This window comes from Pseudoduganella aquatica, from assembly GCF_020865585.1.
Lineage (GTDB): Bacteria > Pseudomonadota > Gammaproteobacteria > Burkholderiales > Burkholderiaceae_D > Rugamonas > Rugamonas aquatica_A.
Map to the genome: position 1 here is coordinate 6349546 of NZ_CP086370.1, position 25780 is coordinate 6375325.

A 25780-nucleotide genomic window follows, 5' to 3' on the forward strand; every position below is an offset into this window, starting at 1 on the left:
TGGCCGGTGCAGCTTAAGGATGCAGCGGCGTGAACAGGTGCTTGCAGCTAGCGCTCAGCTCGCCCTTCAGCACCAGCTGCTTGGCCGCCTCGATGTCCGGCGCGAAGAAGCGGTCCGCGTCGAAGAACGGCACCTGTGCGCGCAGCTGCGCGTGCACATGCTCCAGCTGCGGCGAGGTCTTCAGCGGACGGTGGAAGTCGATGCCCTGCGCCGCCGCCAGCAGCTCGATGCCGAGGATGGCAGCCGTATTGTGCGCCATGTCGTCCAGGCGGCGCGCCGCGTAGGTGGCCATGGAGACGTGGTCTTCCTGGTTGGCCGAGGTCGGGATGGTGTCCACGCTGCCCGGATGGGCCAGCGACTTGTTCTCGGACGCCAGCGCGGCGGCGGTCACGTGGGCAATCATGAAGCCCGAGTTCACGCCAGGATCGCGCACCAGGAAGGGCGGCAGGCCGGACAGGGTGGCGTCGATCAGCAACGCGATGCGGCGCTCGGAAATGCTGCCGATTTCGGCGATGGCCAGCGCCAGCGTGTCGGCCGCGAAGGCCACCGGCTCGGCGTGGAAGTTGCCGCCCGAGACCACAACGGCGCTGTCGCCGTCCTTGAACAGCAGCGGATTGTCGGTGACGGCGTTGGCTTCGATCAGCAGGGTGCGGCTGGCGTTGGCGATGATGTCCATGCAGGCGCCCATCACTTGCGGCTGGCAGCGCAGGCAGTACGGGTCCTGCACGCGCTCGTCGCCCACCAGGTGGGAGGCGCGGATGGCGCTGTCCGTCACCAGTTCGCGGTAAATGGCGGCGGCGGCGATCTGGCCCGGCTGGCCGCGCACTTCATGCACGCGCGCGTCGAAGGGCGAATCGCTGCCCTTGGCGGCGTCCAGCGACAGCGAGCCGGTGACCATGCCCGCTTCCAGCAGGCGCTCGGCCATGAACAGGCCGTGCAGCGCCAGGGCGTTGGACACTTGCGTGCCGTTGATCAGCGCCAGGCCTTCCTTCGCGGCCAGCACCACCGGCGCGATGCCGGCGGCCTTCAGCGCGTCCAGCGCGGGCATCAGTTCGCCCTTGTAGCGCACTTCGCCCACGCCCAGCATGGCCAGCGTCATGTGCGACAGCGGCGCCAGGTCGCCCGATGCGCCGACCGAACCCTTGGCCGGGATGGCGGGCATCACGCCCTTGTTGTACAGCGCCAGCAGCGTGTCCACGATGAGCGGACGCACGCCGGAATAGCCGCGCGCCAGGCTGCCGATCTTCATCAGCAGGATCAGGCGCACCACGGCGTCCGACAGCAGCTCGCCGGTGCCGACCGAGTGCGACAGGATGAGGTTGCGCTGCAGCTGTTCCAGCTTCTCGTCCGGGATGCGGGTCTTGGCCAGCAGGCCGAAGCCGGTGTTGATGCCGTAGGCGGCGTCGCCCTTGGCCACGATGGCGCGCACGGCGGCGGCCGACGCTTCAATGACCGGATACGCTTCGGCGGCCAGCGCGACGGGGGCGTGCGCGGTCCATACGGCGCGCAGCTCGGCCAGGGTCATCTTGCCGGGGTTCAGGGTCCAGCTGCTGTTTTGTGCTTGAGTCATGGGGTGTTCCTTATTTGATCATAGGCAGGTTGAGGCCATTGCGCTTGGCGCAGGCGACTGCCGTTTCGTATCCCGCGTCGGCGTGGCGCATCACGCCCGAGCCGCTGTCGTTCACCAGCACGCGCGCCAGGCGCTTGGCGGCGGCGTCGGTGCCGTCGGCCACGATCACCACGCCGGAGTGCTGCGAATAGCCCATGCCCACGCCGCCGCCATGGTGCAGCGACACCCAGGTGGCGCCGCCGGCGGTGTTCAGCAGCGCGTTCAGCAGCGGCCAGTCGGACACCGCGTCGGTGCCGTCCTTCATGCTTTCGGTTTCGCGGTTGGGGCTGGCGACGGAGCCGGTGTCCAGGTGGTCGCGGCCGATGACGATGGGCGCTTTCAGCTCGCCGCTGCGCACCATCTCGTTGAAAGCCAGGCCGGCGATGTGGCGCTCGCCCAGTCCCAGCCAGCAGATGCGCGCAGGCAGGCCCTGGAAGGCGATGCGCTCGCGCGCCATGTCCAGCCAGCGGTGCACTTGCGCGTGGTGCGGGAACAGCTCCTTGATCTTGGCGTCGGTCTTGTAGATGTCTTCCGGGTCGCCGGACAGCGCCACCCAGCGGAACGGGCCGCGCCCCTCGCAGAACTGCGGACGGATGTAAGCGGGCACAAAGCCGGGGAAGTCGAACGCGTTTTCCACGCCGTGGTCGAAGGCCACCTGGCGGATGTTGTTGCCGTAGTCGACCACTTTCGCGCCCAGCTGCTGGAACTCCAGCATGGCTTGCACGTGGGCGGCGCAGGAATCGGCGGCGGCGGCCACCAGGCGCGGGTGGCGCTCGGGGTCCTGCTGCGCGGCCTTCCAGTCCGCCACGCTCCAGCCGCGCGGGAGGTAGCCGTTCACCAGGTCATGCGCCGAGGTCTGGTCGGTCACCATGTCCGGCACCAGGCCGCCCTCTTTCGCGCGCTTGACCAGCTCCGGCAGGATCTCGGCGGCGTTGCCCAGCAGGCCGATGGAAATGGCGTCCTTGCGTTCGGTGTGATGCTTGATCAGCTCCAGCGCCTCGTCGATGGAGCCGGCCTGCTTGTCCAGGTATTTGGTGCGCAGGCGGAAGTCGATGCTGCTCTGCTGGCATTCAATGTTCAGCGACACGGCGCCGGCGAAGGTGGCCGCCAGCGGCTGCGCGCCGCCCATGCCGCCCAGGCCCGCCGTCAGTATCCAGCGGCCAGCCAGGTCGCCGCCGAAGTGCTGGCGGCCGGCTTCGGCAAAGGTTTCATAGGTGCCCTGCACGATGCCCTGGGTGCCGATATAGATCCAGGAACCGGCCGTCATCTGGCCGTACATGAACAGGCCGGCGCGGTCGAGCTCATTGAAATGCTCCCAGTTGGCCCACTTGGGCACTAGGTTGGAGTTCGCGAGCAGCACGCGCGGCGCGTCCTCGTGGGTCTGGAACACGCCGACCGGCTTGCCGGACTGGATCAGCAGGGTCTGGTCCGCTTCCAGTTCCTTCAGCGACGCCAGGATCTGGTCATAGCACGCCCAGTTGCGGGCCGCGCGGCCGATGCCGCCGTACACCACCAGGTGCTGCGGGTTCTCGGCCACTTCGTTGTCGAGATTATTCTGCAGCATGCGATAGGCCGCTTCCGCGCCCCAGGTCTTGCAGACACGCTCAGGCCCGCGCGGTGCCCGGATATTGCGGCTGGCGTCGAAACGTGGATCGTTGGCGAGGGAAGTGCTCATATCGTCTCCTTGGTAGCAGGTGATGCAGAGGAGCATAGGATCGCCACGCGCCCTCCGCGCATCTTCCCAGCATAAGTTGTATAGACAACCAAGTCAACCCATTTCTGTGTCCCGAAGCGAGCTGAGCCGCATTCTGGGTCAACCCGAATGCGGCTCAGCTCGGCTTGGGCTTGGGGCAGGTTTGCTTATCGTTTGTAGACCTCCTTGCCGGCGACCCAGGTTTGCAGCACGGTGATCTTGCCGATATCCGCTGCTGGGACTTTGAACAGGTCGGCGTCGGTGACGATGAAGTCGGCCCATTTGCCTGCTTCCAGCGAGCCCACTTCTTTTTCCTGGCGCGCGGCGTAGGCGGCGTCCAGGGTGAAGCAGCGGAAGGCCTGGGTCAGGGTCATGGCTTCGTTCTTGTACCAGCCGCCGGCCGGCATGCCGCTGCCGTCCTGGCGCGTCACCGCCGCGTGGATGCCGGCCAGCGGGTTCGGCGATTCAATCGGGAAGTCCGAGCCGCAGGCAATCTTCGAGCCCTGCTTGAGGAAGGTGTGCCAGGCATACGCACCCTTGATGCGCTGCGGGCCGACGCGCTGCTCGGCCATGTTCTGGTCCGAGGTGGCGTGCGTGGGCTGCATGGACGGGATGATGCCCAGCTCCTTGAAGCGCGGGATGTCGGCCAGCGTCACCACCTGCGCATGCTCGATGCGGTGGCGCTGCGCGGCGGCGGCCGGGTATTTCTTCAGCAGCGCGGCGTAGGCGTCCAGGATCTGGTGGTTGCCCGCGTCGCCGATGGCGTGCACATTGACCTGGTAGCCCGCCTTCATGGCCTTTTCCATCTTGGCCAGCATTTCCTCGTTCTTGTAGAACAGCAGGCCGTGCGTGTGCGGCGCGTCGCTGTACGGGGCGATCAGCGCGGCGCCCCGGCTGCCCAGCGCGCCGTCCGAATACAGCTTCACCGCCGACAGCGCGTACAGGCCGTTGGCGTAGCTTTGCATCGGCCCCTGCTTCGACAGCTGGTCGAAGTCGGCCGTGGTGTCGCCTATCATGGCGTAGATGCGGGTGGTGAGCTTGCCGTGGTCGGCGTAGTCGCGGAACAACCGGTCTTCGCGCACTCCTATGCCAGCGTCGTGCGCGCCGGTCAGGCCCATTTTGGCCATCAGCGCCAGCGCGCCATCCAGCGCACCGCGCGACTCGGCCTCGGTGGGCGCGGGCAGCACTTTGTTCACCAGGTCCATGGCGCCATCGACCAGGATGCCGGTGGCGTTGCCTTGCGCGTCGCGCTCGATCTTGCCGCCTGCGGGGTCCGGCGTCTCGCGCGTCACGCCCGCCAGTTGCAGTGCCTTGCTGTTGACCCAGATGGCGTGGCCATCCACGCGCTCCATGACGGCGGGACGGTCGGCCACCACGGCGTCCAGTTCCGCAGCGGTGGGGAAGCGGCCCAGCTTCCAGATCTCCTGATTCCAGCCCTTGCCCATGACCCAGGCGCGCTGCGGATTGGCCTTGCTGAACGCGGCCACAGCCTGCAGCGCCGCCGCCAGCGTGGCGGGGCTGTACAGGTCCGCGCTGGTGGCGACTTCGCCCAGGCCGAACACATGGCCGTGCGCGTCGATCAGGCCGGGCAGCACGGTCTTGCCCTGCATGTCGATGCGCGCAGCGCCGGCCGGGGCCTTGGCCGCCACCGCCTTGCTGCTGCCCACTGCAATGATCCTGCCCGCGTCGTCATACGCCAGCGCTGTGAATTTCACCAGCTTGCCGGCCGCGTTGAGCGTGTAGCCGTTGGCATTATCGACGATGGCGGCGGCGTTGGCTGCGGCAGGCAGCGCGGCGGCGAGGGCAAGCATCAGGGTGGTCAGGCGCATCAGGGTCTCTCCAGTATAAAAACGAGATGGGGAGTGTAACGCACTTAAAACCATCGCCCACATCCTTGATTTCGGACAAGGCCCTATCAAGATCCCGGAGCAAGATAGTCATTCCTACTCACTATGGATTGGAGAAGACATGGCTATCGACGTCTATTTGAAAATTGACGGTATCAAAGGCGAGTCCGCCGATTCCGCACATTGCGGCTGGATCGAAATCAGCTCGGCGCACTGGGGCGTAACTCAGCCCAAGAGTGCAACAGCGTCAACAGGCGGCGGCCACACATCCGAGCGGTGTGAGCATCGCACTCTCTCCCTATCCAAGCTAGCGGACCTTTCATCGCCGATCCTGATGCAGACTTGTTCCATGGGCAGGACCTTGGCCAAGGCTAAGCTTGAATTCATGCGGGCCGATGGCAATGGCAATCCGGTCAAATATGACGAAGTCGAGTTGGAGAATGTTCTGATCGCCAGCATTGAGCAAGTGGCAACCGAAGGCAACATCCTGCATGACTCCATCGGACTTCGTTTTTCGAAAGTCCAATGGAAATATACACAGCAAAAAATTGGCGGTGGCGCAGGTGGAAACACCGCAGGCGGCTGGTGTCTTTCTACCAATCGGTGCATATAAAGGAGGCGCCATGAGCGAAGACGATCCGCTGCGCCCACCACTGGATTCCCGCCGCTTTTTCATGCTTCCACAATCCCCCATGGACTCGGGCTACTATGTCTACGGCAGGCTTCATGGTAAGCCTGCCAGAGGCGCATACCAGTACGCGCACCCAACTATGATGACCGCCATCCTTCGCGTGGCGCTTGAATGGCAAGCGATTGATCAGCGCCGAATGGGAGTTGGGGACATCAGCCTTGCAGGGGGAATACGCCCCCCAGATCATGACACGCACAGGACAGGCCTGGAAGTGGACGTCCGCCCACTCCGTAAAGACGGCCGAGAGCAGCCGGTGAGTTGGCAAGATCCACAGTACGACAGGGAAGGAACCATCAAGCTGATCGAGCTATTTCGAACTTTCGCGCCAGTTGGCAAAGTATTGTTCAACGGACCTGACGTTCCGTTTACGACACAGTATCCAGGCCACGACGACCATTTCCATCTAAAGCTGCGAGGCTGACTATGCGTAGTTACCCCCTAGTCTGGCAAACCTTGGCGGCAGGCTTGACCATCACACTCGTCCATGCCGCAGTTCCCGCAGACAGATGGCGGTCACTTCATGGCGCGTCCTATATTATCCATGGCGGATCGCTAGCCGATCAGCAAACCCCAACTGCGAACGATAAAAAGCTGTCCCTTGTGATTGATGGCGCACCTGCACGAGAAATCTTCAATTCGATAGGACCGGATCTATCTGAGACATGCTCGGACGAGAAAGGCGACAGGGCACGAATCAAAAAAGGAGTCAGCTGCACCTTTACAACTAAGGACAAGGGAGCGAAGGAAGGGCCTTACCGATGCTGGATCGGTATCAATCTCAAGACCGGAGACAGCGTGGCGACCATGAGTTGCTGACTTCAGGCAGCGTCGTGGAAGATGACGCCGAGGGTGTGGCGCGAGCCGCTGCGCAGGCGGGACACGCCGTGCCCCATGTTGACGCGGTAGCTGCCGCGCGTGCCGTTCACGGGGCGGTGGAAGACGGGGAAGATGACCATGCCGCCCTGCTCCAGCGGCACCACTTCGGCGCGCGACTGCATGCGCGGGCGCTGTTCGGTGAGCACGAATTCGCCGCCTTCGTAGTCCGTACCGGGCCGGGACAGCAGCACCGCCGCCTGCAGGGGGAAGACGTGCTCGCCGTACAGGTCCTGGTGCAGGCAGTTGTAGTCGCCGGCGCGGTATTGCAGCAGCAGGGGCGTGGGACGGAGCTGGCCGGCGGCGTGGCAGCGGGCGATGAAGTCTTCATGCGCCGGCGGAAAGCGCGGCTCCAGCTGCATGGCTTCGTACCAGCGGTTGGCGAGGTGCGCCAGCGGCGGGTACAGGGCGGCGCGCAGTTCGGCGATGGGGCCGGGCAGCGGGTAGGCGAAGTACTGGTATTCGCCTTTGCCGAAGCCGTGGCGCTCCATCACCACGCGGCTGCGGAACAGCTCGGGCTTGGCGTAGGCGCCGGCCAGGCGGACGCATTCTTCCGGGGTCAGCACGCCGGGCACGAGGGCGCAGCCGTGGGCGTCCAGGTCCTGGGCGATGCGCGGCCAGTCCAAGGCTGCGCAGCGCGCGCCCAGCGCCATGAAGGCGCGCGGCGCGGGGTCGCCGGCATGGCGGGTCAACGGACCCGCCCTACGGGGATCGGGCGGCGCGGCGGCGCCAGGCGCGGACGGGCGGGCGCTCACCGCGAGCCTTCGCGCTTGAGCAGTTCGGCCTTGCGCTCGACGCCCCAGCGGTAGCCGGAAATGCTGCCGTCGTTGCGCACCACGCGATGGCAGGGAATCGCCACCGCGATGGCGTTGGCGGCGCAGGCGCCCGCCACGGCGCGCGCGCCGCTCGGCACGCCCACCCGCTCGGCCAGTTCGGCGTAGCTGACGGTCTGCCCGGCCGGGATCTCGCGCAAGGCTTGCCACACGCGCTGCTGGAAGGCCGTGCCGCGCACGTCCAGCGGCAGGGCCAGGCCGATGCCCGGCGCCTCCACCAGACCTATCACCGCCGCCACCACCTGTTCGTAGTCCGGCTCGGCGCCGATCAGTTCCGCTTTCGGGAAGCGGTCCTGCAAGTCGCGCGCCAGCGCGTCCGGGTCGTCGCCGATCAGGATGGCGCAGATGCCCTTGTCCGTGCTGGCCACCAGGATGGCACCCAGCGAGCACTCGGCCACGGCGAAGCGGATCGCCGCGCCGCTGCCGCCGGCCTGGTAGGCGGTCGGCGTCATGCCCAGGGCGCCGGAGGACTGCGCGTAAAAGCGCCCGCTGGAGTTGAAGCCGGCCGCGTAGATGGCGTCCGTCACGCTGGCCTGCCCGGCAAGCCCGGCCTGGACCCGGCGCTGCTTCACGCCGGCCGCGTAGGCCTTGGGCGTGAGCCCGGTGTGGGCCTTGAAGATGCGGTGGAAATGGAAGCGGCTGATGCCGCCCGCTTCGGCCAGGCTGGCCAGGTCCGGCTCGCTCTCGGCCTCGTCGATCAGGCGGCACATCCGCGCCACCAGGGCGGCCTGGCGCTCGGCCAGCGGAGGCTGGTCCGGCTTGCAGCGCAGGCAGGGGCGGAAGCCGGCCGCCTCGGCTTCCTGCGCCGTGGCGTGGAAGCGCACATTGCCGCGCAGCGCGGGGCGCGAGCCGCACGAGGGGCGGCAGTAAATGCCGGTGGTGCGCACCGAATAGTAAAACTGGCCGTCGGCCTGGCCGTCGCGCTGCTGCACGGCGGCCCAGCGCTGTTCGTCATTGGTGAAGGTGGGTTTCATGGCCTGCTCCGTCATGGTGTCATTATGGGGCCATGCTATCGGGCCGCCAAGGCTGCCGCACTCCGGGTCTTGCTTTTGAATTCATGCCCTGATGCCCCTGCGCAATGCTAAAATCGCCACATGAACCAGCACACCAGCGAACCACAGGCAGCCGAAACCACTCCCATCTTCCAGCGCATCAAGGACCATTTGCTCGAGCAGATCGCCGCCGGCGTGTGGAAGGAGGGCGACGTGATCCCATCCGAACAGGCGCTGGTCAAGCAGTTCGGCGTGTCGCGCATGACGGTCAACCGCGCCGTGCGCGAACTGACCGCCGAACAGGTGCTCACGCGCCGCCAGGGCTCGGGCACCTATGTGGCGCAGCAAAAATACCAGGCCACGCTGCTGGAGATCAAAAGCATCGCCGACGAGGTGCGCGCGCGCGGCCATGCCCACCGCAGCAGCCTGCAGCTGCTGGAACAGAGCAAGGCCGGCGACCTGCTGGCCAAGCAGTTCGGGCTGCCGCCCGCTTCCGTGCTGTTCCATTCCGTGATCGTCCACTTTGAAAACGGCGTGCCCATCCAGGTGGAGGACCGCTGGGTCAACCCGGCCTGCGCGCCGCTCTACATGAGCCAGGACTTCGCCGCCATCACGCCCAACGAATACCTGATGGCCGCCGCGCCGCTGCAAGGGGCCACCTACAGCATCGAAGCGCTCAGCCCGCCGCGCGACATCGCCGACATGCTGGCCATCGACACCCGCCAGCCCTGCCTGGTGCTCAAGCGCCAGACCCGCTCGGCAGGCCAGGTGGCGTCCACCGCCACCATGTGGCACCCCGGCCACCGCTACCAGTTCGCCGGCAGTTTCGCCTGAGGCCGGAGGGCCGTCGCTTGCATGCTGCCAGCCGCGTGCAAGCCTGTGCCCGGAGGCCAAGAAGTAAACGCTTTTGTTAAAACTTCGATGCTATAGTTGACTGAACAAGATGGGGCTGCGGCCCCGTTCCATTGTGAAAGGGAAGCTCTTGCTGCACCGCCGTCTTCAGTCCAGTTTGCCGCCCGGCCGGCGCCGCCTGCGCTGGGCGGCCGCGCTGGCCTGCGCGCTGGCGGCGGGCGGCGCCGGGGCGGCCGAACCCATCACCGTGCAGCTGAAATGGCTGCACCAGTTCCAGTTCGCGGGCTACTACGCGGCGCAGGACAAGGGCTATTACCGCGACGCCGGACTGGACGTCACGCTGCGCGAGGCCCAGCCCGGCGCCGATCCGGTGCAGGCCGTGCTGGACGGCAAAGCCCAGTACGGCGTGGGCAATAGCACCCTGCTGCTCACGCGCGCGGCCGGCCAGCCGGTGGTGGTGCTGGCGTCCATCTTCCAGCACTCGGCGGCGGCGCTGCTGGTGCGGCGCGGCGAAGGCGGCAAGCCGCTGGACTGGCGCGGCAAGCGCCTGATGCTGGCGAACAACAACGACGAACTGCGCGCCTATCTGAAGCAGCAACAGGTCGACCTGGCCACGCTGCAAAACCTGCCGCACAGCTACAATCTGGATGACCTGATCAACGGCAAGGTGGACGCCATGTCGGGCTACACCTCGGAAGCGCCCTATCTGCTGGACCGCAGCAACCTGCGCTACGACATCGTGTCGCCGCGTTCGGCCGGCATCGATTTTTACGGCGACAACCTGTACACCACCGAGAGCGAGCTGCGCGAGCATCCCAAGCGCGCCGCCGCCATGCGCGCGGCCACCCTGCGCGGCTGGCAGTACGCCATGGCCCACCCGGGCGAAATCGCCGACCTGATACGCGCCCGCTACCCCAACAGCCACAGCCGCGAGCACCTGATGTTCGAGGCCCAGCAGACCAGCGCGCTGCTGGAGCAGCGCCTCATCGAGCTGGGCTACAGCAATCCGGCGCGCTGGCGCGCCATCGCCGACACCTACGCCAACCTGGGCATGATGCCGGCCGGCTTCCCGCTGGAAGGTTTTCTGTACCAGCCGCCGCCCAGCACGCTGGCCTGGCAGTACGGCGCCGGCGCGGCGCTGCTGGTGCTGCTGCTGGCGGTGGCCGGCTCGCTGCGCCTGCGCCGCCTGGGCCGGGAGCTGGCGGCGGCCCGCGAGCGCGCCCGCAAGGCCGAGCAGCTGACCAGTTTCGCGCTGGAAGGCACCGGCGACGGCGTATGGGACTGGCTGCCGCAGGCGGACGAGCTGACGCTGTCGCCGCGCTACTGCGAGATTCTGGGCCACGACCCGGCCGAGTTCAAGCCGGACACCCAGGGCGTGATGGCGCTGGTGCACCCGGACGACCTGGCCCGCGTGGGCAACGAATTCATGCTGCCGGCGGCCGAACCGGCGCCCGACGCGGCCGGGCGCACCGCGCTGTCCTGCGAGTTCCGCATCCGCTGCCGCGACGGCAGCTGGAAATGGGTGCTGGCGCGCGGCATGGTGGTGGCGCGCGACAGCACCGGGCGCGCGCTGCGCCTGACCGGCACGCTCGGCGACATCAGCGAGCGCACCGCCGCCGAGGAGGCGCGCGTGGCCGCCATCCTGGAAGCCACGCCGGCCGCCATGCTGCTGGCCGACCGCCGCGGCCATGTGCACCAGGCCAACACCGCCTGCGCCCAGTGCTTCGGCTACGCGCCGGAGCAGATGGCCGGCCTGTCGCTCGAGCAGCTGGTGCCCGACACCATGCGCAGCGCGCCGGGCCGTCCGCGCGAGCTGTTCAGCCGGCACGGCCTGCCGGGCCGCGTGCTGACCGCGCGCCGCCAGGACGGCAGCCACTTCCCCGCCATGGTGCAGCTGGCGCCGCTGCAGATGGCCGGCCAGGGCCTGGCCGTGCTGTCGCTGCGCGACATGACCCAGCGCCAGCGCGCCGAGGAGGCGCTGCAAGCCAATTCCGAACGCTACCGCCTGATCGTGCAGACCGCCGCCGAAGGCATCTGGATGACCGACGCCAGCGACCTGACCACCTTCGTCAATCCCACCATGGCGCGCATGCTGGGCTACGAGACCGAGGACATGGTGGGCCGGCCGATGAGCGCCTTCATGGACGAGGACGGCCAGGCCATGCTGCTGCGCCACCAGCGCCGGCGCAGCTCCGGCCAGGCCGAGCAGGGCGACGTGCGCTTCTTCCGCAAGGACCACACGCCGATGTGGGGCCTGCTGTCGACCACCCTGCTCAACGACGGCAGCGGCGCCTACGCCGGCACGCTGGCCATGATCACCGACATCAACGACCGCCGCCTGGCCGACCAGGCGCTGCGCAACTCCAGCCGCCGCATGGCCTCCGTCTTCAACGCCGTCACCAACGGCCTGGTGGTGCTCAACGGCGACGGCCTTATCCTGGAGAGCAACGCGGCCGCCGCGCGCATGCTGGGCGCGGCGGCCCACCCGGGCGCCGGCCTGTGGCCCGGCGTGCACGAGGACGGCCTGCCCTTCGCGCGCGACGAGCACCCGGTCTACCTGGCCCTGGTGTCGGGCCAGTCGGTGCGCGGCGTGGTGATGGGGGTGCGCCAGGCGGACGGCGGCCTGAGCTGGCTGTCCGTGAACGCCGAACCCATGCGCGACGAGCTGGGCGCCACGCCGATGGCGGTGGCCAGCCTGACCGACATCAGCTACCGCAAGCGCAGCGAGGACGCGCTGCGCCAGGGCGAGCAGCGGCTGCAGGAAATCATCAAGATGATGCCCACCGGCCTGTTCATCAAGGCGCCGGACGGCCGCTTCCTCTTGATGAACCCGGCCTGCGAGGCGCAGTTCGGCTACCGCTTCGACGAGCTGATGGACGGCGACGACAGCGCCTTCCATTCGCCCGACGAGCTGGCAGCCTTCCGCGCGCGCGACGCGGCCGCCTTCGCCGGCGGCGTGATGCTGGACTACGAGGAAACCGTGTGGAACCCCACGCTGCGCGACCAGCGCCACCTGCGCACCTTCAAGAATCCGGTGTTCGACGAGCGCGGCCAGCCGGCCTATCTGATCTGCATGTCGATCGACATCACCGACAGCAAGCACGCCGAGCAGGCGCTGCGCGAACTGAACGAACACCTGGAGGAGCGCGTGGCCCAGCGCACCGAGCAGCTCGACCAGGCCAAGCAGGTGGCCGAGGAGGCCAGCCTGGCCAAGGGCCAGTTCCTGGCCAATATGAGCCACGAGATCCGCACCCCGATGAACGGCGTGATCGGCATGGCCTACCTGGCGCTGAAAACCGACCTCGACCCGCGCCAGCGCGACTACCTGGAAAAAATCCGCTTCGCCGGCGAGCACCTGCTGGGCATCATCGACGACATCCTGGACATTTCCAAGATCGAGGCCGGCAAGCTGGAGATCGAGCAGGTCGACTTTGCGCTCGACCATGTGATCCAGACCCTGACCACGGTGGTGGCGCCCAAGGCGGCCGGCAAGGGCCTGAACCTGCTGTTCGAGCTGGACCCCACGCTGCCGCCGGTGCTGCGGGGCGACCCGCTGCGGCTGGGCCAGGTGCTGATCAACTACACCAATAACGCCATCAAGTTCAGCGAACAGGGCCACATCGTGGTGAAAGTGGTCAACGCGGTCAGCGACGCGGCGCACTGCCTGGTGCGTTTCGAGGTGCGCGACCACGGCATCGGCCTGTCGGAGGAGGAAATGGGCAAGCTGTTCCAGTCCTTCCAGCAGGCCGACACGTCCACCACGCGCGAATACGGCGGCACCGGCCTGGGCCTGGCCATCTGCAAGCAGCTGGCCCAGCTGATGGGCGGCGAGGTGGGCGTGCGCAGCGCGCCGGGCCAGGGCAGCACCTTCTGGTTCACGGCGCGGCTGGGCGTGTCGCCGCGCGCGGTGCCCGAGATTATCAACAGCGTGAGCGACGCCGCCGCCGAACTGGTGGCCAGCGCGCGCAGCGCCGCCGTCATGGCCACGCTGAAGGACGCCCGCATCCTGCTGGTGGAGGACAACACCTTCAACCAGCAGATCGCGCTGGAAATGCTGGAGGAGGTGGGCAGCGCGGTCTGCCTGGCCAACAACGGCGAGGAGGCGCTGGCCCTGCTGCGCCAGGCCAGTTTCGACTGCGTGCTGATGGATGTGCAGATGCCGCTGATGGACGGCCTGGAGGCCACCCGCCGCATCCGCGCCGACCCCGCGCTGGCCGAGCTGCGCGTGCTGGCCATGACGGCCACCGCCACCAGCGAGGACAGGGTGCGCTGCCTGGACGCCGGCATGGACGACTTCATCTCCAAGCCCATCCAGCCAGCGCTGATGTACCAGACCATCGCCAACTGGCTGCCGGCCCAGCGCGCCGAGGACGGCGATGCCCAGGCGGCCGGCGGCGCACCTGTCCCTGCTGTGCCGCCGCGCCCGCGCCCACCGGCCTTCCGCCCCACGCTGGCGGGCGACCCGGCGGTGATCGATTTGTCGGTGCTGGCCCAGCTGCTCGGCTACAATCCGCAGAAGATACGCAAGTTCGCCTTCAAGTTCCTGCAGACCACGCAGGCCGGCTTCGAGGAGATCGACGCGGCGCTGGCGCGCGGCGACGTGGCGCGCCTGCGCGAGCTGGGCCACCGCATCAAGTCCTCGGCGCGCACCGTGGGCGCCTTCGGCATGGCCGAGCTGTGCCTGGCGCTGGAGCAGCTGCCGTCCGTGCCGGGGCAAAGCCCGCAGGACGAACTGGCGCATGCGCGCGCGCTGTGCGCCGGCCTGTGGCCGCTGCTGGACCAGGTGACCGAAGTCATCATGAACAACACCACTTTCGCCAACGACAACTGAAAAGCGCGCAATGAGCAGTCAAGAAACAAGCCAAGAATCCCACTCCGCGCAAGCCACCCCGCTGCGCGTGCTGCTGCTGGACGACGACAGCTTCATGCTGGCCCTGCTGGAAGACATGCTCGACGAACTCGGCAGCTTCGATGTGGCCGGCGCCAGTTCCGCCAAGGCCGCGCTGGCGCTGCTGGCGCAGGCCCCGCCGGACCTGCTGATCTGCGACCTGTCCATGCCGGACATGGACGGCATTGAATTCCTGCGCCTGGCGGCCGAGGCCCGCTACCGGGGCGCGGTGGTGCTGCTGTCGGGCATGGACGCGGGCGTGCTGCGCGCCGCCGAGCGCCTGGCCATGGCGCAGGGACTGGTCATCCTGGGCGCGTGCAGCAAGCCGGTGGCGGCGACCGAACTGGGCCGCCTGGTGGCGCTGGCGGCCGCGCACCGGCAGTCCGCGCCGACGCCTTAAAAGCGTTGCGGTGCAACAACAGCAGCATTTTCCGCACAGGCGGCAAAAATGCGTTATTATTTGAGCTATCTCCCGCCTGTTATCCTCTTGCCATCTTTTAGGGCATCTGTTGAATTCATGGAATACGTCTCCATCTGCGGCCTGTAAGCCGGCAGCGTCCAGACGATATCCAGCGACAATGGCTAATCATCCAGGCGTAACTAACCCCTAGCTCCCATTGAGGGAAAAACATGAGCGAAAATATCAAACACATTTCCGATGCATCCTTTGAAGCCGACGTGCTGAAATCCGACCGCCCTGTGCTGGTCGATTTCTGGGCCGAATGGTGCGGTCCTTGCAAGAGCATCGCTCCCATCCTGGAAGAAGTCGCCAAGGAATACGACGGCAAGCTGACCATCGCCAAGCTGGACGTGGACTCCAACCAGGCCATTCCGGCCAAGTTCGGCATCCGCGGCATTCCAACGCTGATCCTGTTCAAGAACGGCGTGCCAGCGGCGCAAAAAGTCGGCGCGATGGCAAAAGGCCAGCTGACCTCTTTCATCGACAGCAATATTTAAGTAAGATAGGCGGCGCTGCGCCCGCAGCACCGCCTGCTTGGCCGGGAAATGGGCCACACCAGTTCCCTCTTTGATCAACCCCACGCAGTTCCCTCCCCTACCTTTTTCTTCCCGTCACGGGACACTCACACATATGCATCTATCTGAACTCAAGGCCTTACACGTCTCCGCTCTGCTGGAGATGGCGATCGGCCTGGACATCGACAACGCGGCCCGCCTGCGCAAGCAGGAACTGATGTTCGCCATCCTGAAGAAGCGCGCCAAATCCGGCGAGCAGATCTTCGGCGACGGCGCACTGGAAGTGCTGCCGGACGGCTTCGGCTTCCTGCGCTCGCCGGACGCGTCCTACATGGCGTCGACCGACGACATCTATATCTCGCCTTCGCAAATCCGCCGCTTCAATCTGCACACCGGCGATTCGATCGAAGGCGAAGTGCGCACGCCCAAAGACGGCGAGCGCTATTTCGCTCTGGTCAAGGTAGACAAGGTCAACGGCGAATCGCCGGAAGCCTCGAAGCACCGCATACTGTTTGAGAACCTGACGCCGCTGCACCCGAACGAGCCGCTGCGCCTGGAGCGCGAGATGAACGGCGCCGAGAACATCACCGGCCGCATCGTCGACCTGATCTCGCCGATCGGCAAGGGCCAGCGCGGCCTGCTGGTGGCTTCGCCGAAATCCGGTAAATCGGTCATGCTGCAGCACATTGCGCACGCCATCACCGCCAACCACCCTGACGTGACCCTGATCGTGCTGCTGATCGACGAACGCCCAGAGGAAGTGACGGAGATGCAGCGCTCGGTGCGCGGCGAAGTCGTGGCCTCCACCTTCGACGAACCGGCCACCCGCCACGTGCAGGTTGCCGAGATGGTGCTGGAAAAAGCCAAGCGCCTGGTCGAGATGAAAAAAGACGTGGTCATCCTGCTGGACTCGATCACCCGCCTGGCGCGCGCCTACAACACCGTGATCCCTGCCTCCGGCAAGGTGCTGACCGGCGGTGTGGACGCCAACGCGCTGCAGCGTCCCAAGCGTTTCTTCGGTGCCGCACGCAACATCGAAGAAGGCGGCTCGCTGACCATTATCGCCACCGCGCTGATCGAAACCGGCTCGCGCATGGACGACGTGATCTACGAGGAATTCAAGGGTACCGGCAATATGGAGGTGCACCTGGAGCGCCGCCTGGCCGAGAAGCGCGTCTACCCGGCGATCAATCTGAACAAGTCCGGCACCCGCCGCGAGGAACTGCTGATCAAGGCCGACCAGCTGCAGAAGATCTGGATCCTGCGCAAGCTGCTGTACTCGATGGACGAGATCGAAGCGATGGAGTTCATCCTCGACAAGATGAAGGCCACGAAGACCAATCTGGAATTCTTCGACATGATGCGCCGCGGCGGCTAAGGCCATGGCGGGTTACGCTTCGCTAACCCGCCCTACGGTCTCGCCATGCGTAGGGCGGGTTAGCGCGCAGCGCGTAACCCGCCAATACGGCACATGACAAAAAGTGGCACAGCCCTCCGGCTTGCCGCTTTTTTTTATCCGCTGTATAATCGACGGTTGTTTTTAACCACCGGCAAGTGAGCGGCAATCGGGTCAAGAAGCTGGACGACCGACGAAGTGCTGTTTGGCTACCAAACCACAGAGAGAAGCACATGAAACCAGAAATCCATCCAGACTACCGCGAAGTTGTGTTCCACGACCTGTCGTGCGACTTCAAATTCATCACCCGTTCGACCATCGGCACCCGTGACACCATCACGCACGAAGGCAAAGAATACCCACTGGTGAAGATCGAGGTTTCCTCGGAATCGCACCCATTCTTCACTGGCCAGCACAAGATCGTCGACACCGCCGGCCGCGTGGAAAAATTCCGCCAGAAATTCGGCAAAGTCGGTTCCAAGACCGCGATTGCAGCAGGCTAATCTGCCTCCATGCACGAAAAAAGGCAGCTACGGCTGCCTTTTTTTCATTCATACTCATTCCTTTTTGCGCCCCTGCCGATGAAGCCTGTCCGTCTGCCCGCCGCCGCCACGCTCGCCCTGCCCCGCTGGGCCATCTACGCCCTGTTCCTGCTCTACATCCTGCCGGGACTGATCGGGCGCGAGCCGTGGAAGAGCGACGACGCGGCCAGCTTCGGCATCATGTGGACCATGGCGCAAGGCGGCCTGCAGGACTGGCTGTGGCCCAATATCGCCGGCCTGCCCATGCCCGACGAAGGCCCGCTGGCGTTCTGGCTGGGCGCCGCCTGCATCAAGCTGTTCAGCTGGCTGCTCGGCGACGTGCTGGCCGCGCGCGTGTCCACCATCTTCGTCTTCCTGCTGGGCGTGCTGTCGCTGTGGTACGTCACCTTCGCGCTGGGCCGCCGCCAGGACGCCCAGCCCCTGAAACTGGCCTTCGGCGGCCAGCCGGCGCCGGACGACTTCGGCCGCACCCTGGCCGACGCGGCCAGCCTGATCTACCTGGGCTGCCTGGGCCTGCTGGTGCAGAGCCACGTCACCACCGCCGAACCGCTGCAGGTGGCCCTGCTGTCGCTGCTGCTGTACCGCTCGGTGCGCTACATGGAACTGCCTTCGCTGCGCAACGCCGCCCTGATCGGCCTGGCGCTCGGCCTGATGGTGCTGGCGCGCGGCTGGCTGGCCCCGGCTTTCCTGCTGCTGGCCCTGTTCCTGTGCGCGCAATTCCTGGCCATGCCGGCCCGCCGCACCCTGCGCGACCTGGCCGTGGCCGCCGCCGTGGGCGCGCTGGCCACCCTGCCGTGGCTGCTGCCCGCCGTGCTCAGCCACGGCAGCGCGCAGCTGGCCGCCTGGATGCAATGGAACTACGCGCAGATCAGCCTGCCGTCGCTGCAGTCGCTGGCCTATTTCCTGCGCGTGGGCGTGTGGTTCTTCTGGCCGGCCTGGCCCTTCGCCGCCTGGGCCGTGTACGCCTGGCGCCGCCAGACCCGCGTGCTGCACATCGTGGTGCCGGTCACCTTCGCCAGCATGGCCGCGCTGCTGGCCCTGTTCCACCCCGCGCCCGAGCAAGGCCAGCTGCTGCTGCTGCTGCCGCCGCTGGCCATCATGGCCGCCTTCGGCCTGCTGACCATGAAGCGCGGCGCCATCAACGCCATCGACTGGTTCTCCGTCATGGTGCTGACGCTGTGCGCCGCCATCCTGTGGGTGTTCTGGAGCGCCATGCTGACCGGCTGGCCCGCGAAGGCGGCCCACAACGCGCTCAAGCTGGTGCCCGGCTTCACGCCCGAATTCCACACGCCGGCCGTGCTGGTGGCCTTCTGCGCCACCGTGGGCTGGTTCCTGCTGGTGCACTGGCGCCTGTCGCGCCAGCCCGCCGTGCTGTGGCGCGCCGTGGTGCTGTCGTCCGGCGGCCTGATCCTGGTCTGGGTGCTGGCCATGACCTTGTTCCTGCCGGCCGCCAACTACAGCAAGAGCTACGCCACCGTGGCGCGCCAGGCCGCCGCCGCGCTGCCGGCCGGCGTCGGCTGCGTGGAAACCAATGTGGCCCCGGCCCAGCGCGCCGCCTTCGTCTACTTCGGCAAGCTGCCGTTCGGCAAGCCGGGCGTGGATTGCCCATTGTTGTTGCTGCAAGACAACATCCGTATCGAGGACAGCCAGGAGCTGGCGCCGCAGTACCGCGCGCCGCACTGGGAGCAGATCTGGGACGGCCGCCGCGCCTCCGACCGCCAGGAGCGGTTCAGGCTGTACCGCCGCGTGCAGTAAGGGATTGCGCGCGGGCAGCATGCTATGCTGTGCTCAATCACGAGAGTCTTCATGGCAATGAGAATTACTTTACTGGCAATGTTCTTCAGCGCGGCGCAGGCTTATGCAGGCCCGCCGGAAACGCTGTTCATTGCCGGCGAGCATAGCCCGCCCGCCAGCTGGAAGGAAGGCGAGCTGGTCACCGGCCGCGAAACGGACAAAGTGCGCGAGCTGCTGGCCCGCGCCGGCGTGCCTTACCAGATCGACATCCTGCCCTGGAAGCGCGCCTACACCATGGCGCAGCGCCAGCCCAACACCTGCGTCTACTCCACCTCCCGCACGCCCGAGCGCGAGCAGCAATTCAAATGGATAGGCCCGACCGACGAGGCCGAATGGGTGTTCATCGGCCGCACCGACCACAGCTTCCCGCTGCGCACGCTGGAGGACGCCCGCCCGCTGCGCATCGGCACCTACAACGGCGACGCGCGCGACGAGTTCCTGCGCGCGCGCGGCTTCAACGTGGAACCGGTGCAGAACGACGCCTCCAACCCCAAGAAACTGCTGCTCGGGCGCATAGACCTGTGGGCCATCGGCATGCGCGCCGGCAGCAATGTGCTGGCGCAATTCCCCGCCATCGAACGCGGCGAACTGGCCCCGCTGCTCAGCTTCCACAAGGTGAAAGTCTACCTGGCCTGCAACCCGGCCCTGCCAGACGCGCTGGCCGACAAGATGAATGCGGCCCTGGACAGCATGCGCCGCGACGGCACCTTCATCCGCCTGGAACGCAAGTACACCCAGTTGGAAAAACAAAAATAGTCCTTGTAATCAAGGCATTATCAAGCTGTCCACATGTCGCCGGGCAGAGTTTTTTCTCGCGCAAACTGCACACAAAACAGGCAGGGCACGCTATAGTGCTGGCTAGCAATGCTGGTTCCGCCCCACCCTGCGCCCAGCCCCATACGACATCCCGGCCCCAGCCCGCCGGCAGTCCGCAGAGTCCAACACCATGTTCAACATCTACAAGCTTCAGCTCGCGCTCAGGAACACCTGGGTCCGTGTCGCCCTGCTGGCCGTCATTGTGCTGGCCATCGCCATCGCCGCCTGGCGCAGCAATGTGGAGCAGGACGGCGCTCCGGTGCTGCGTTCGCAGAACATCGCCGAGATCACCGCGCTGGCCGGCCAGCGCGCGCGCCTGGACTACCTGCTGGTGGCCAAGCCGCTGTCGGAAGCGCCGCGCTACATCTACAAGTTCAAGGACGCGCCCGAGCTGCACGTGGTGAAAGTGCCCAGCACCTCCCACCTGAGCCTGGAGCGCGAAGTGCTGCTGCGCAACGCCATTCCCTACGGCATCGCGCAGGAGGACTGGCTGGCCAGCCACAAGGCGGTGCTGCAGGACGACGGCGGCACGCTCGCGCCCGCGCGCGACTTCCTGCAGCGCCACGCTTTCGACATCACCGTGGTGCTGCTGCTGTTGCTGGGGCTGAAGTTCGGCCTGCCCGGCATGGGTATGAACGCCAGCGTGATCACGCCGGACCAGCTGAAGGGCAGCCTGGACGACCTGATCGGCATGGACGACATCAAGCAGGAAGTGCTGCACCTGGAGGACATGATACGCAACCGCCGCGTCTACCAGTCGCACAACATCGACAAGCCTTTCAACGTGATGCTGACCGGCCCGGCGGGCACCGGCAAGACCAAGCTGGCCGGCTACCTGGCCAAGCGCCTCAACATGCCGCTGATCCAGGCCTCCGGCTCGGCGCTGGAATCGGGCTATATCGGCGGCGGCTCCAAGGCGCTCAACGCGCTGTACAAGAAAGCCTGCGCGCGCGGCTCCTGCATCATTTTCCTGGATGAAGCGCAGACCCTGTTCATGCCGCGCGGACGCGGCGAAAAGAAATGGGAAGACGACACCGCCAACACCCTGCTCGGCCTGCTGGACGGCGTGAAGAAGGAAGAAGGCGCGCACGTGATCTGGGTGGTGGCCTCCAACTTCGACGACAGCAGCTCGCAGATGGACGAGGCCATGCTGCGCCGCTTCTCGGTGAAGATCAACTTCCGCCTGCCGAACAAGAACGAGCGCGCGCAGCTGCTCGAGTCCTTCCTCAAACGCAAGCAGGAAGGCTGCGTGGACTGGCACAAGCTGGACCTGGACCAGGTGGCCGAGATCACCGCCAACCTCAGCCCGGCGCTGCTGGAAACGGTGGTGGAACGCGCCAGCATGATCGCCATCCAGGAAGGCAAGATCATCGACACGGACCTGATGTTCCGCGCCTTCGAGCGCGCCACCATAGGTCTGACCGACCGCGCCACCACGGCCGAGAAAACCCGCCAGCGCGAGCGCATCGCCTTGCACGAGCTGGGCCACTTCTTCATGCAGATCGACCCCTATTTGCGCCAGGGCCTGCCGCTGCACGAGGTGAAGGAAAAATCGCACCTGCTCAAGATCAGCACCGAGTCGGTGTCCAAGCTGGGCGCGCTGGGCTATGTGCTGTCGGCCGGCGACGACATGGCGCTGCGCACGCTGGAAGAACTGGAACAGGACGTGATCCAGCTGTACGGCGGCGTGGCGGCGGAAGAGCTGTTCTACGGCGCGCGCGGCATCTCCGTCGGCAGCCAGAACGACATCCAGAAAGCCACGCGCCTGCTCGACACCATGGTCAACCAGCTGTCGATGTACACGCGCTCCAAGCTGGACTACAGCCAGTTCAAGCGCGAAGGCGGCGAGCACACGCTGGTGCAGGTGGAAGCGAAAGCCGACCAGCTCTACAGCTACACGCTGGGCGCCATCGGCGACTACCGCGCCGCCATGGAATCCATCAAGGACGAGCTGCTGGAACGCTACGTGCTGTCGAAGGACGACATCTTCGCGCTGCTGGAAGAGCGGCTGGACACGGCGCCGCTGCAGCGCGCAGCGTAAGCCGGCAACGCTAGCGCGACGCCATCATCACCGTATCGGCCGGCAGCGCAACGCTGGTCACGAGCCGCTCGTAATTGCGTATCGTGATGGCGTTGCCCCGATCGCCGAACTCCATGCGCGCGCCGGAGAAGGTGGTGAATACCCCCTGCGCGCGCGGCAGTATTTCCATCCTCGGCTCGCCATCCAGGCGCACGAAATAGCGCTGCCCGCGCTGCGAGAACGCGATGCGCTGGCCGTTGCTCAACAGGTAGGAAGACGCGTACTCATCGAACTCGCCGGGCGCCAGCCGCATGGTCTGCGGCGCCTTGATCTGGACGCTGTCCGCCTGCGGATCAGCATAAGCGCCGGGCATGCCCAGCCACAGGGCCGCGCAAACGGCGGCGCCAAAATAGACTCTCATGGTGCACTCCAATCAGCGGATAGGCCGCTGCCGCATCACTCCATACTAGCAGTCATGCGGCAGAGCGTAACTTGCAATTGCACTGATTATTTCTATCCCTGCACACCAGCTGATAGCCCTTAGGTAAAGGCGCGCTTTAACGGCGGGCGAGTACCGTCACACCGGTGGCGGGCATTTTGTGCGCCATCGGCAGGCGTTCCAGGTTGTCGATGGCAACCACGTCGCCGCCTTCGCGGAACTCGATGCGGGTGCCGGCGGCGGTCTTGAACACGCCCGGCGCCTGCGGATACATCTCGGTGCGCGACTCGCCCGGCACTTCGGCGTAGTAGCGATTCACGGTGCTGGAGAATTTGATCTTGCTGCCGCTGTCGAGCACAAACAGATTGGCGTACTCGTTAAACTCGGCAGGCGCCAGCTTGTAGCCGCTGCGCTTGATCTGCACGCTGTCGGCGTTGTCGCCAACGACCTGCGGGCCGGCGATGGCGCCGCTGGCGAAGATGGAAAGGGCGGCAGCTGCTGCCATTGCGACGAATGCTTTTTTCATGATGCTTCTCCGTATGCTGGTTGACCTGGTGGTCACCGCTGTTCTCGTTTTAGCGGGGACAGGTTCACAATAGCAAAGCGGATTTCGCGCCGCAGCCGGCGCGCGACAAACGGTGGATTTGCGGGGGCGAACTGCAGTCCGCACGGACAGGCGGTGAAGCGGCGGAGTAAGATAAGCGCATGCAGATCCGACCTTACCGGCGCGGCGAAGAAGCCCAGCTGCGCGCCATCTTCCACGCCTCCGTGCACGGCCTCGCCAGCCGCCACTACACGGCCGAGCAGCTGCGCGCGTGGGCGCCGGAGCAGTACGATGCCGCATTGTGGGAACAGCGCATGCGCGCCAACCAGAGCTGGGTGGTGGAGCTGGACGGCGCGCTGGCCGCCTTCGCCGACCTGCAGCCGTCCGGTTATATAGACATGTTCTTCGTGGCCCCGCCGTACGCAGGGCGCGGCATCGGCCAGGCGCTGCTGCGGCACCTGTTCGGGCTGGCGGCCGAGCGCCGCATCGCCGTGCTGCGCTCCGACGTCAGCCTGACCGCCGAGCCCTTCTTCGCCCGCCACGGCTTCACGATTGAAACCCGCAACGAAATCGCCACCCGCGGCGAACTGCTCTCCAACGCCACTATGCGCAAGCTGATGCCCGGCTTCTAGACCTTCATCGGCAAAATCACCATTTGCAAGCCCTCCAGGTGCAGGCGGCGCTGGATGGCGAGGGAGGCCTGGTTGTGCAGGGCGCGGGTGAACCAGTTGTCGGAGGAGAAAATGAGCTTGCTGGTAAAGAAGATCGCGTTCGGGAATTCATTGCTGATTTCTTCGCACATGCGCGTCACCTCTTCCACCGCCTCGGTGCCGAAGCCGAGATAGGACGAGGACGCCATGCCGTGGCTGTGGCAGAAGTCCACGAAGTATTCCAGCGTGGTTTCCGCGTCGCTGCGCATCTGCTCCAGCGCGCCTTCGCCGCCGTAGGCGTGCGAGTCGACCGTGCGCGCATTGATGAACAGGAAATTCTTGAAGTGGCCCGGGAACATGCGCTGCACCCACAGCAGCGCGTGCAAGCCGCCGCCGCGCGAATTGCCGACGATGAAAACCGCCGTCTGGTCCTGCGGGTCCGGCTCCACCGCTTCTGTGTTGCTGCCGAAAGGCTGGCTGGCGAACACCTCGTCCACCGAATGGATGGCGCGCTTGGTTTCACGGTAATGGTTGCGCACCACCACGCACATGGCGGCGATGGCGCCGATGATCAGCGCCGTCGCCCACCCGCCTTCGGCAAAGCGCTCGATCAGCAGCAGCGCCAGGATGCCCGCGCAGATCGTGAAGCCGACCAGCGACAGCAGGAAGCGCCCGAACCAGCGCCGGTTCTTCTTGCGGTTGCGCACCCAGTACAGGCACAGGCCGAACAGGGAAATGGCAAAGGTCAGGAACACGGAGATGGAATACAGCACCACCAGCAGGGTGACGCTGCCGCCGGTCCACCACAGGACGGCCAGCGCGGCCAGGCCCATCACCAGGATGCCGTTCTGCGTCACCAGCCGGGTCGACAGGTAGCGGAATTTGTGCGGCACCCAGGAGTCGGCCGCCATATTGGCCAGCACCGACGGGCCGCCCAGGAAGCCGGTGTTGGCCGCCACGAACAGCAGCCCCGCCTCGAAGGCCAGCACCACCGCCAGCAGCAGCTGGTTCAGCATCGGCCCGCCCAGCCCCATGTGGTTGATGATGCTCTTGAAGGTGGACGCGTTCAGCGTTTCGCCCGCGACCGGCTGCGCGTCCCACAGCAGGTAGAGCATGATGATGCCGCCCGCCGTCACCGCCAGCGAAAGCGCCATGTAGAGCATGGTCATTTTGCCGGTGCGCACGCGCGGCTCGGCCAACAGATTGACGTTGTTGGACACCGCCTCCAGCCCGGTATAGGTGCCCCCGCCCTGCGAGTAGGCCAGCAGCAGCATGCCGGCCACGCCGGTCCAGCCTATTCCCTGCGCCAGGCTGACGGTTTCGTTCAGCGTGCTGGGCACCAGGCCGGGCAGGTTTTCCGCGTGCGCGTAGACGCCGTACACGATCAGTATCAAATGGGTGATAACGAAGCCGACAAAGATGGGCAGCAGGATCTGGATCGCTTCCTTGAGGCCGCGCAGATTCATCACGATCAGCAGGCCGATGAAGAACACCTCGGCCCACAGCTTGTAGGGCTGGAAGCCGAGCGGCAGGAAGGACGCCAGCGCGTCCACGCCGGAGGCGATGGAGATGGCGATGGTGAGCACATAGTCGAGCACCAGCGCGCAGCCGGAAATGAGGCCCATGTAGGGCCCCACCAGCTTGGTGGCCACGCGGTAGCCGCCGCCCCCGGTCGGGAACAGTTCGATCACCTGGTTGTAGGCCAGCGCGATAATGAAGACGGTGATGGCGGTGGCGACGGCCATATACAGGCCGAGGTGGGTGTGCGCGCCCAGCGCGCGGAAGGTCTCTTCCGGACCGTAGGCGGACGAGGACAGGCCGTCGGCCCCCAGCCCCACCCATGCCAGGAAGGCCACCAGCGCCATCGAGTGGCGGGTCTCGCTGCGCATCGGGTCGAGCGCCTTGCCGAGGATAAGTTCGCGTATCTTCTTGTTTTTCATGCCTTTGGCGCCCGCTGGGGGCGGTTTGCATCGGTAGCCAGAATGATGACACAGCCGGACCATGCGCAGGCTTACAATTTCAGCGGGGCTGGACTATAATGCATGCCTTGCGCGTACCGTGCCGCCCTGGTGGTGGAACTGGTAGACACAGCAGACTCAAAATCTGCCGAAGAAATTCGTGCCGGTTCGATTCCGGCCCGGGGCACCATTACCGCATAGCTCACCGCAGCACCCACACTCAGAACCCGCATGTCTTCCAGGCAGTGCGGGTTTTTTGTTTCTTGCACTGCATCACTCTATACCATCCCATTGCGTCGAAATACCGTCATCTCGTACCTGTTCCACTTCCCGAACGGCAGCAAGCGTGACGCTATCATGGAAGGTCA

Annotated in this window: 20 protein-coding genes and 1 tRNA gene; 13 read left to right on the plus strand and 8 right to left on the minus strand. The window is 66.0% G+C overall.

Going from position 1 to position 25780, the window contains the following annotated elements; translation table 11 throughout:
- Window positions 1–13: 13 nt before the first annotated feature.
- The 3 genes from hutH to KT882_RS28325 form a co-directional block, all read right to left on the minus strand.
- Entirely contained in the window at window positions 14–1570 is a 1557-nt protein-coding gene (gene hutH, locus KT882_RS28315) for a histidine ammonia-lyase (RefSeq protein ID WP_161072845.1), read from the minus strand.
- 10 nt (window positions 1571–1580) lie between these two features.
- On the minus strand, window positions 1581–3284 hold the full coding sequence (hutU, locus tag KT882_RS28320; RefSeq protein ID WP_161072846.1) for a urocanate hydratase: 1704 nt from the start codon (window positions 3282–3284) through the stop codon (window positions 1581–1583).
- Window positions 3285–3469: 185 nt separating this feature from the next.
- Window positions 3470–5131 carry an amidohydrolase gene (locus KT882_RS28325; RefSeq protein ID WP_228893873.1) on the minus strand — a complete coding sequence of 554 codons (1662 nt, stop codon included), beginning with the start codon at window positions 5129–5131 and terminating at the stop codon, window positions 3470–3472.
- A 139-nt stretch (window positions 5132–5270) separates the two neighbouring features.
- Here KT882_RS28325 and KT882_RS28330 point away from each other — a divergent pair, with 139 nt between their 5' ends.
- Together KT882_RS28330 and KT882_RS28335 are read left to right on the plus strand one after the other, a co-directional pair.
- A complete protein-coding gene (locus KT882_RS28330) occupies window positions 5271–5762 on the plus strand; it encodes an Hcp family type VI secretion system effector (RefSeq protein ID WP_228893874.1) in 492 nt (163 codons plus the stop codon).
- 10 nt (window positions 5763–5772) lie between these two features.
- The gene (locus KT882_RS28335; protein WP_161072849.1) at window positions 5773–6261 is read left to right on the plus strand and encodes a penicillin-insensitive murein endopeptidase; all 489 of its coding nucleotides are present in this window, start codon (window positions 5773–5775) and stop codon (window positions 6259–6261) included.
- Window positions 6262–6658: 397 nt separating this feature from the next.
- On the opposite strand, the gene KT882_RS28340 is transcribed toward KT882_RS28335, so the two are convergent.
- Complete coding sequence (locus KT882_RS28340) at window positions 6659–7366, minus strand: 2OG-Fe(II) oxygenase (RefSeq protein WP_228896780.1); 708 nt, start codon at window positions 7364–7366, stop codon at window positions 6659–6661.
- A 98-nt stretch (window positions 7367–7464) separates the two neighbouring features.
- Window positions 7465–8520, minus strand: a complete 1056-nt coding sequence (gene ada / locus KT882_RS28345; RefSeq protein WP_161072850.1) for a bifunctional DNA-binding transcriptional regulator/O6-methylguanine-DNA methyltransferase Ada — start codon at window positions 8518–8520, stop codon at window positions 7465–7467.
- Window positions 8521–8640: 120 nt separating this feature from the next.
- On the opposite strand from ada, the gene hutC reads away from it, so the two are divergent.
- From hutC to KT882_RS28390, 9 genes are all read left to right on the plus strand, one after another.
- A complete protein-coding gene (gene hutC, locus KT882_RS28350; RefSeq protein WP_161072851.1) occupies window positions 8641–9372 on the plus strand; it encodes a histidine utilization repressor in 732 nt (243 codons plus the stop codon).
- Between the two features lie 148 nt (window positions 9373–9520).
- On the plus strand, window positions 9521–14221 hold the full coding sequence (locus tag KT882_RS28355; RefSeq protein ID WP_228893875.1) for a PAS domain S-box protein: 4701 nt from the start codon (window positions 9521–9523) through the stop codon (window positions 14219–14221).
- Between the two features lie 10 nt (window positions 14222–14231).
- Window positions 14232–14678 carry a response regulator gene (locus tag KT882_RS28360; RefSeq protein ID WP_228893876.1) on the plus strand — a complete coding sequence of 149 codons (447 nt, stop codon included), beginning with the start codon at window positions 14232–14234 and terminating at the stop codon, window positions 14676–14678.
- A 230-nt stretch (window positions 14679–14908) separates the two neighbouring features.
- Window positions 14909–15235, plus strand: a complete 327-nt coding sequence (gene trxA, locus KT882_RS28365) for a thioredoxin TrxA (protein ID WP_161072853.1) — start codon at window positions 14909–14911, stop codon at window positions 15233–15235.
- 133 nt (window positions 15236–15368) lie between these two features.
- Window positions 15369–16631, plus strand: coding sequence for a transcription termination factor Rho (gene rho / locus KT882_RS28370; protein ID WP_057153038.1), 1263 nt, complete (start codon window positions 15369–15371; stop codon window positions 16629–16631).
- 251 nt (window positions 16632–16882) lie between these two features.
- Window positions 16883–17152 carry a type B 50S ribosomal protein L31 gene (locus KT882_RS28375; RefSeq protein WP_161072854.1) on the plus strand — a complete coding sequence of 90 codons (270 nt, stop codon included), beginning with the start codon at window positions 16883–16885 and terminating at the stop codon, window positions 17150–17152.
- Between the two features lie 78 nt (window positions 17153–17230).
- Entirely contained in the window at window positions 17231–18946 is a 1716-nt protein-coding gene (locus KT882_RS28380) for an ArnT family glycosyltransferase (RefSeq protein WP_228893877.1), read from the plus strand.
- Between the two features lie 51 nt (window positions 18947–18997).
- Entirely contained in the window at window positions 18998–19741 is a 744-nt protein-coding gene (locus tag KT882_RS28385; protein WP_228893878.1) for a substrate-binding periplasmic protein, read from the plus strand.
- A 190-nt stretch (window positions 19742–19931) separates the two neighbouring features.
- Window positions 19932–21842: an AAA family ATPase gene (locus tag KT882_RS28390; RefSeq protein WP_228893879.1), complete on the plus strand. Its 1911-nt coding sequence runs from the start codon at window positions 19932–19934 to the stop codon at window positions 21840–21842.
- A gap of 10 nt (window positions 21843–21852) precedes the next feature.
- Here the strand turns inward: KT882_RS28390 and KT882_RS28395 are convergent, their stop codons facing one another.
- Complete coding sequence (locus tag KT882_RS28395) at window positions 21853–22242, minus strand: hypothetical protein (protein ID WP_161072857.1); 390 nt, start codon at window positions 22240–22242, stop codon at window positions 21853–21855.
- A 136-nt stretch (window positions 22243–22378) separates the two neighbouring features.
- Window positions 22379–22786 (minus strand): hypothetical protein, encoded by a 408-nt coding sequence (locus KT882_RS28400; RefSeq protein ID WP_161072858.1) that lies wholly within the window; start codon window positions 22784–22786, stop codon window positions 22379–22381.
- A gap of 179 nt (window positions 22787–22965) precedes the next feature.
- On the opposite strand from KT882_RS28400, the gene KT882_RS28405 reads away from it, so the two are divergent.
- Entirely contained in the window at window positions 22966–23436 is a 471-nt protein-coding gene (locus KT882_RS28405) for a GNAT family N-acetyltransferase (RefSeq protein ID WP_161072859.1), read from the plus strand.
- Here the strand turns inward: KT882_RS28405 and KT882_RS28410 are convergent.
- Complete coding sequence (locus KT882_RS28410; RefSeq protein ID WP_161072860.1) at window positions 23433–25394, minus strand: APC family permease; 1962 nt, start codon at window positions 25392–25394, stop codon at window positions 23433–23435. The two genes, KT882_RS28405 and KT882_RS28410, sit on opposite strands and share 4 nt — an antisense overlap.
- A 123-nt stretch (window positions 25395–25517) precedes the next feature.
- On the opposite strand from KT882_RS28410, the gene KT882_RS28415 reads away from it, so the two are divergent.
- A tRNA-Leu gene (locus tag KT882_RS28415) sits at window positions 25518–25602 on the plus strand.
- The last annotated feature ends 178 nt before the right edge of the window (window positions 25603–25780 follow it).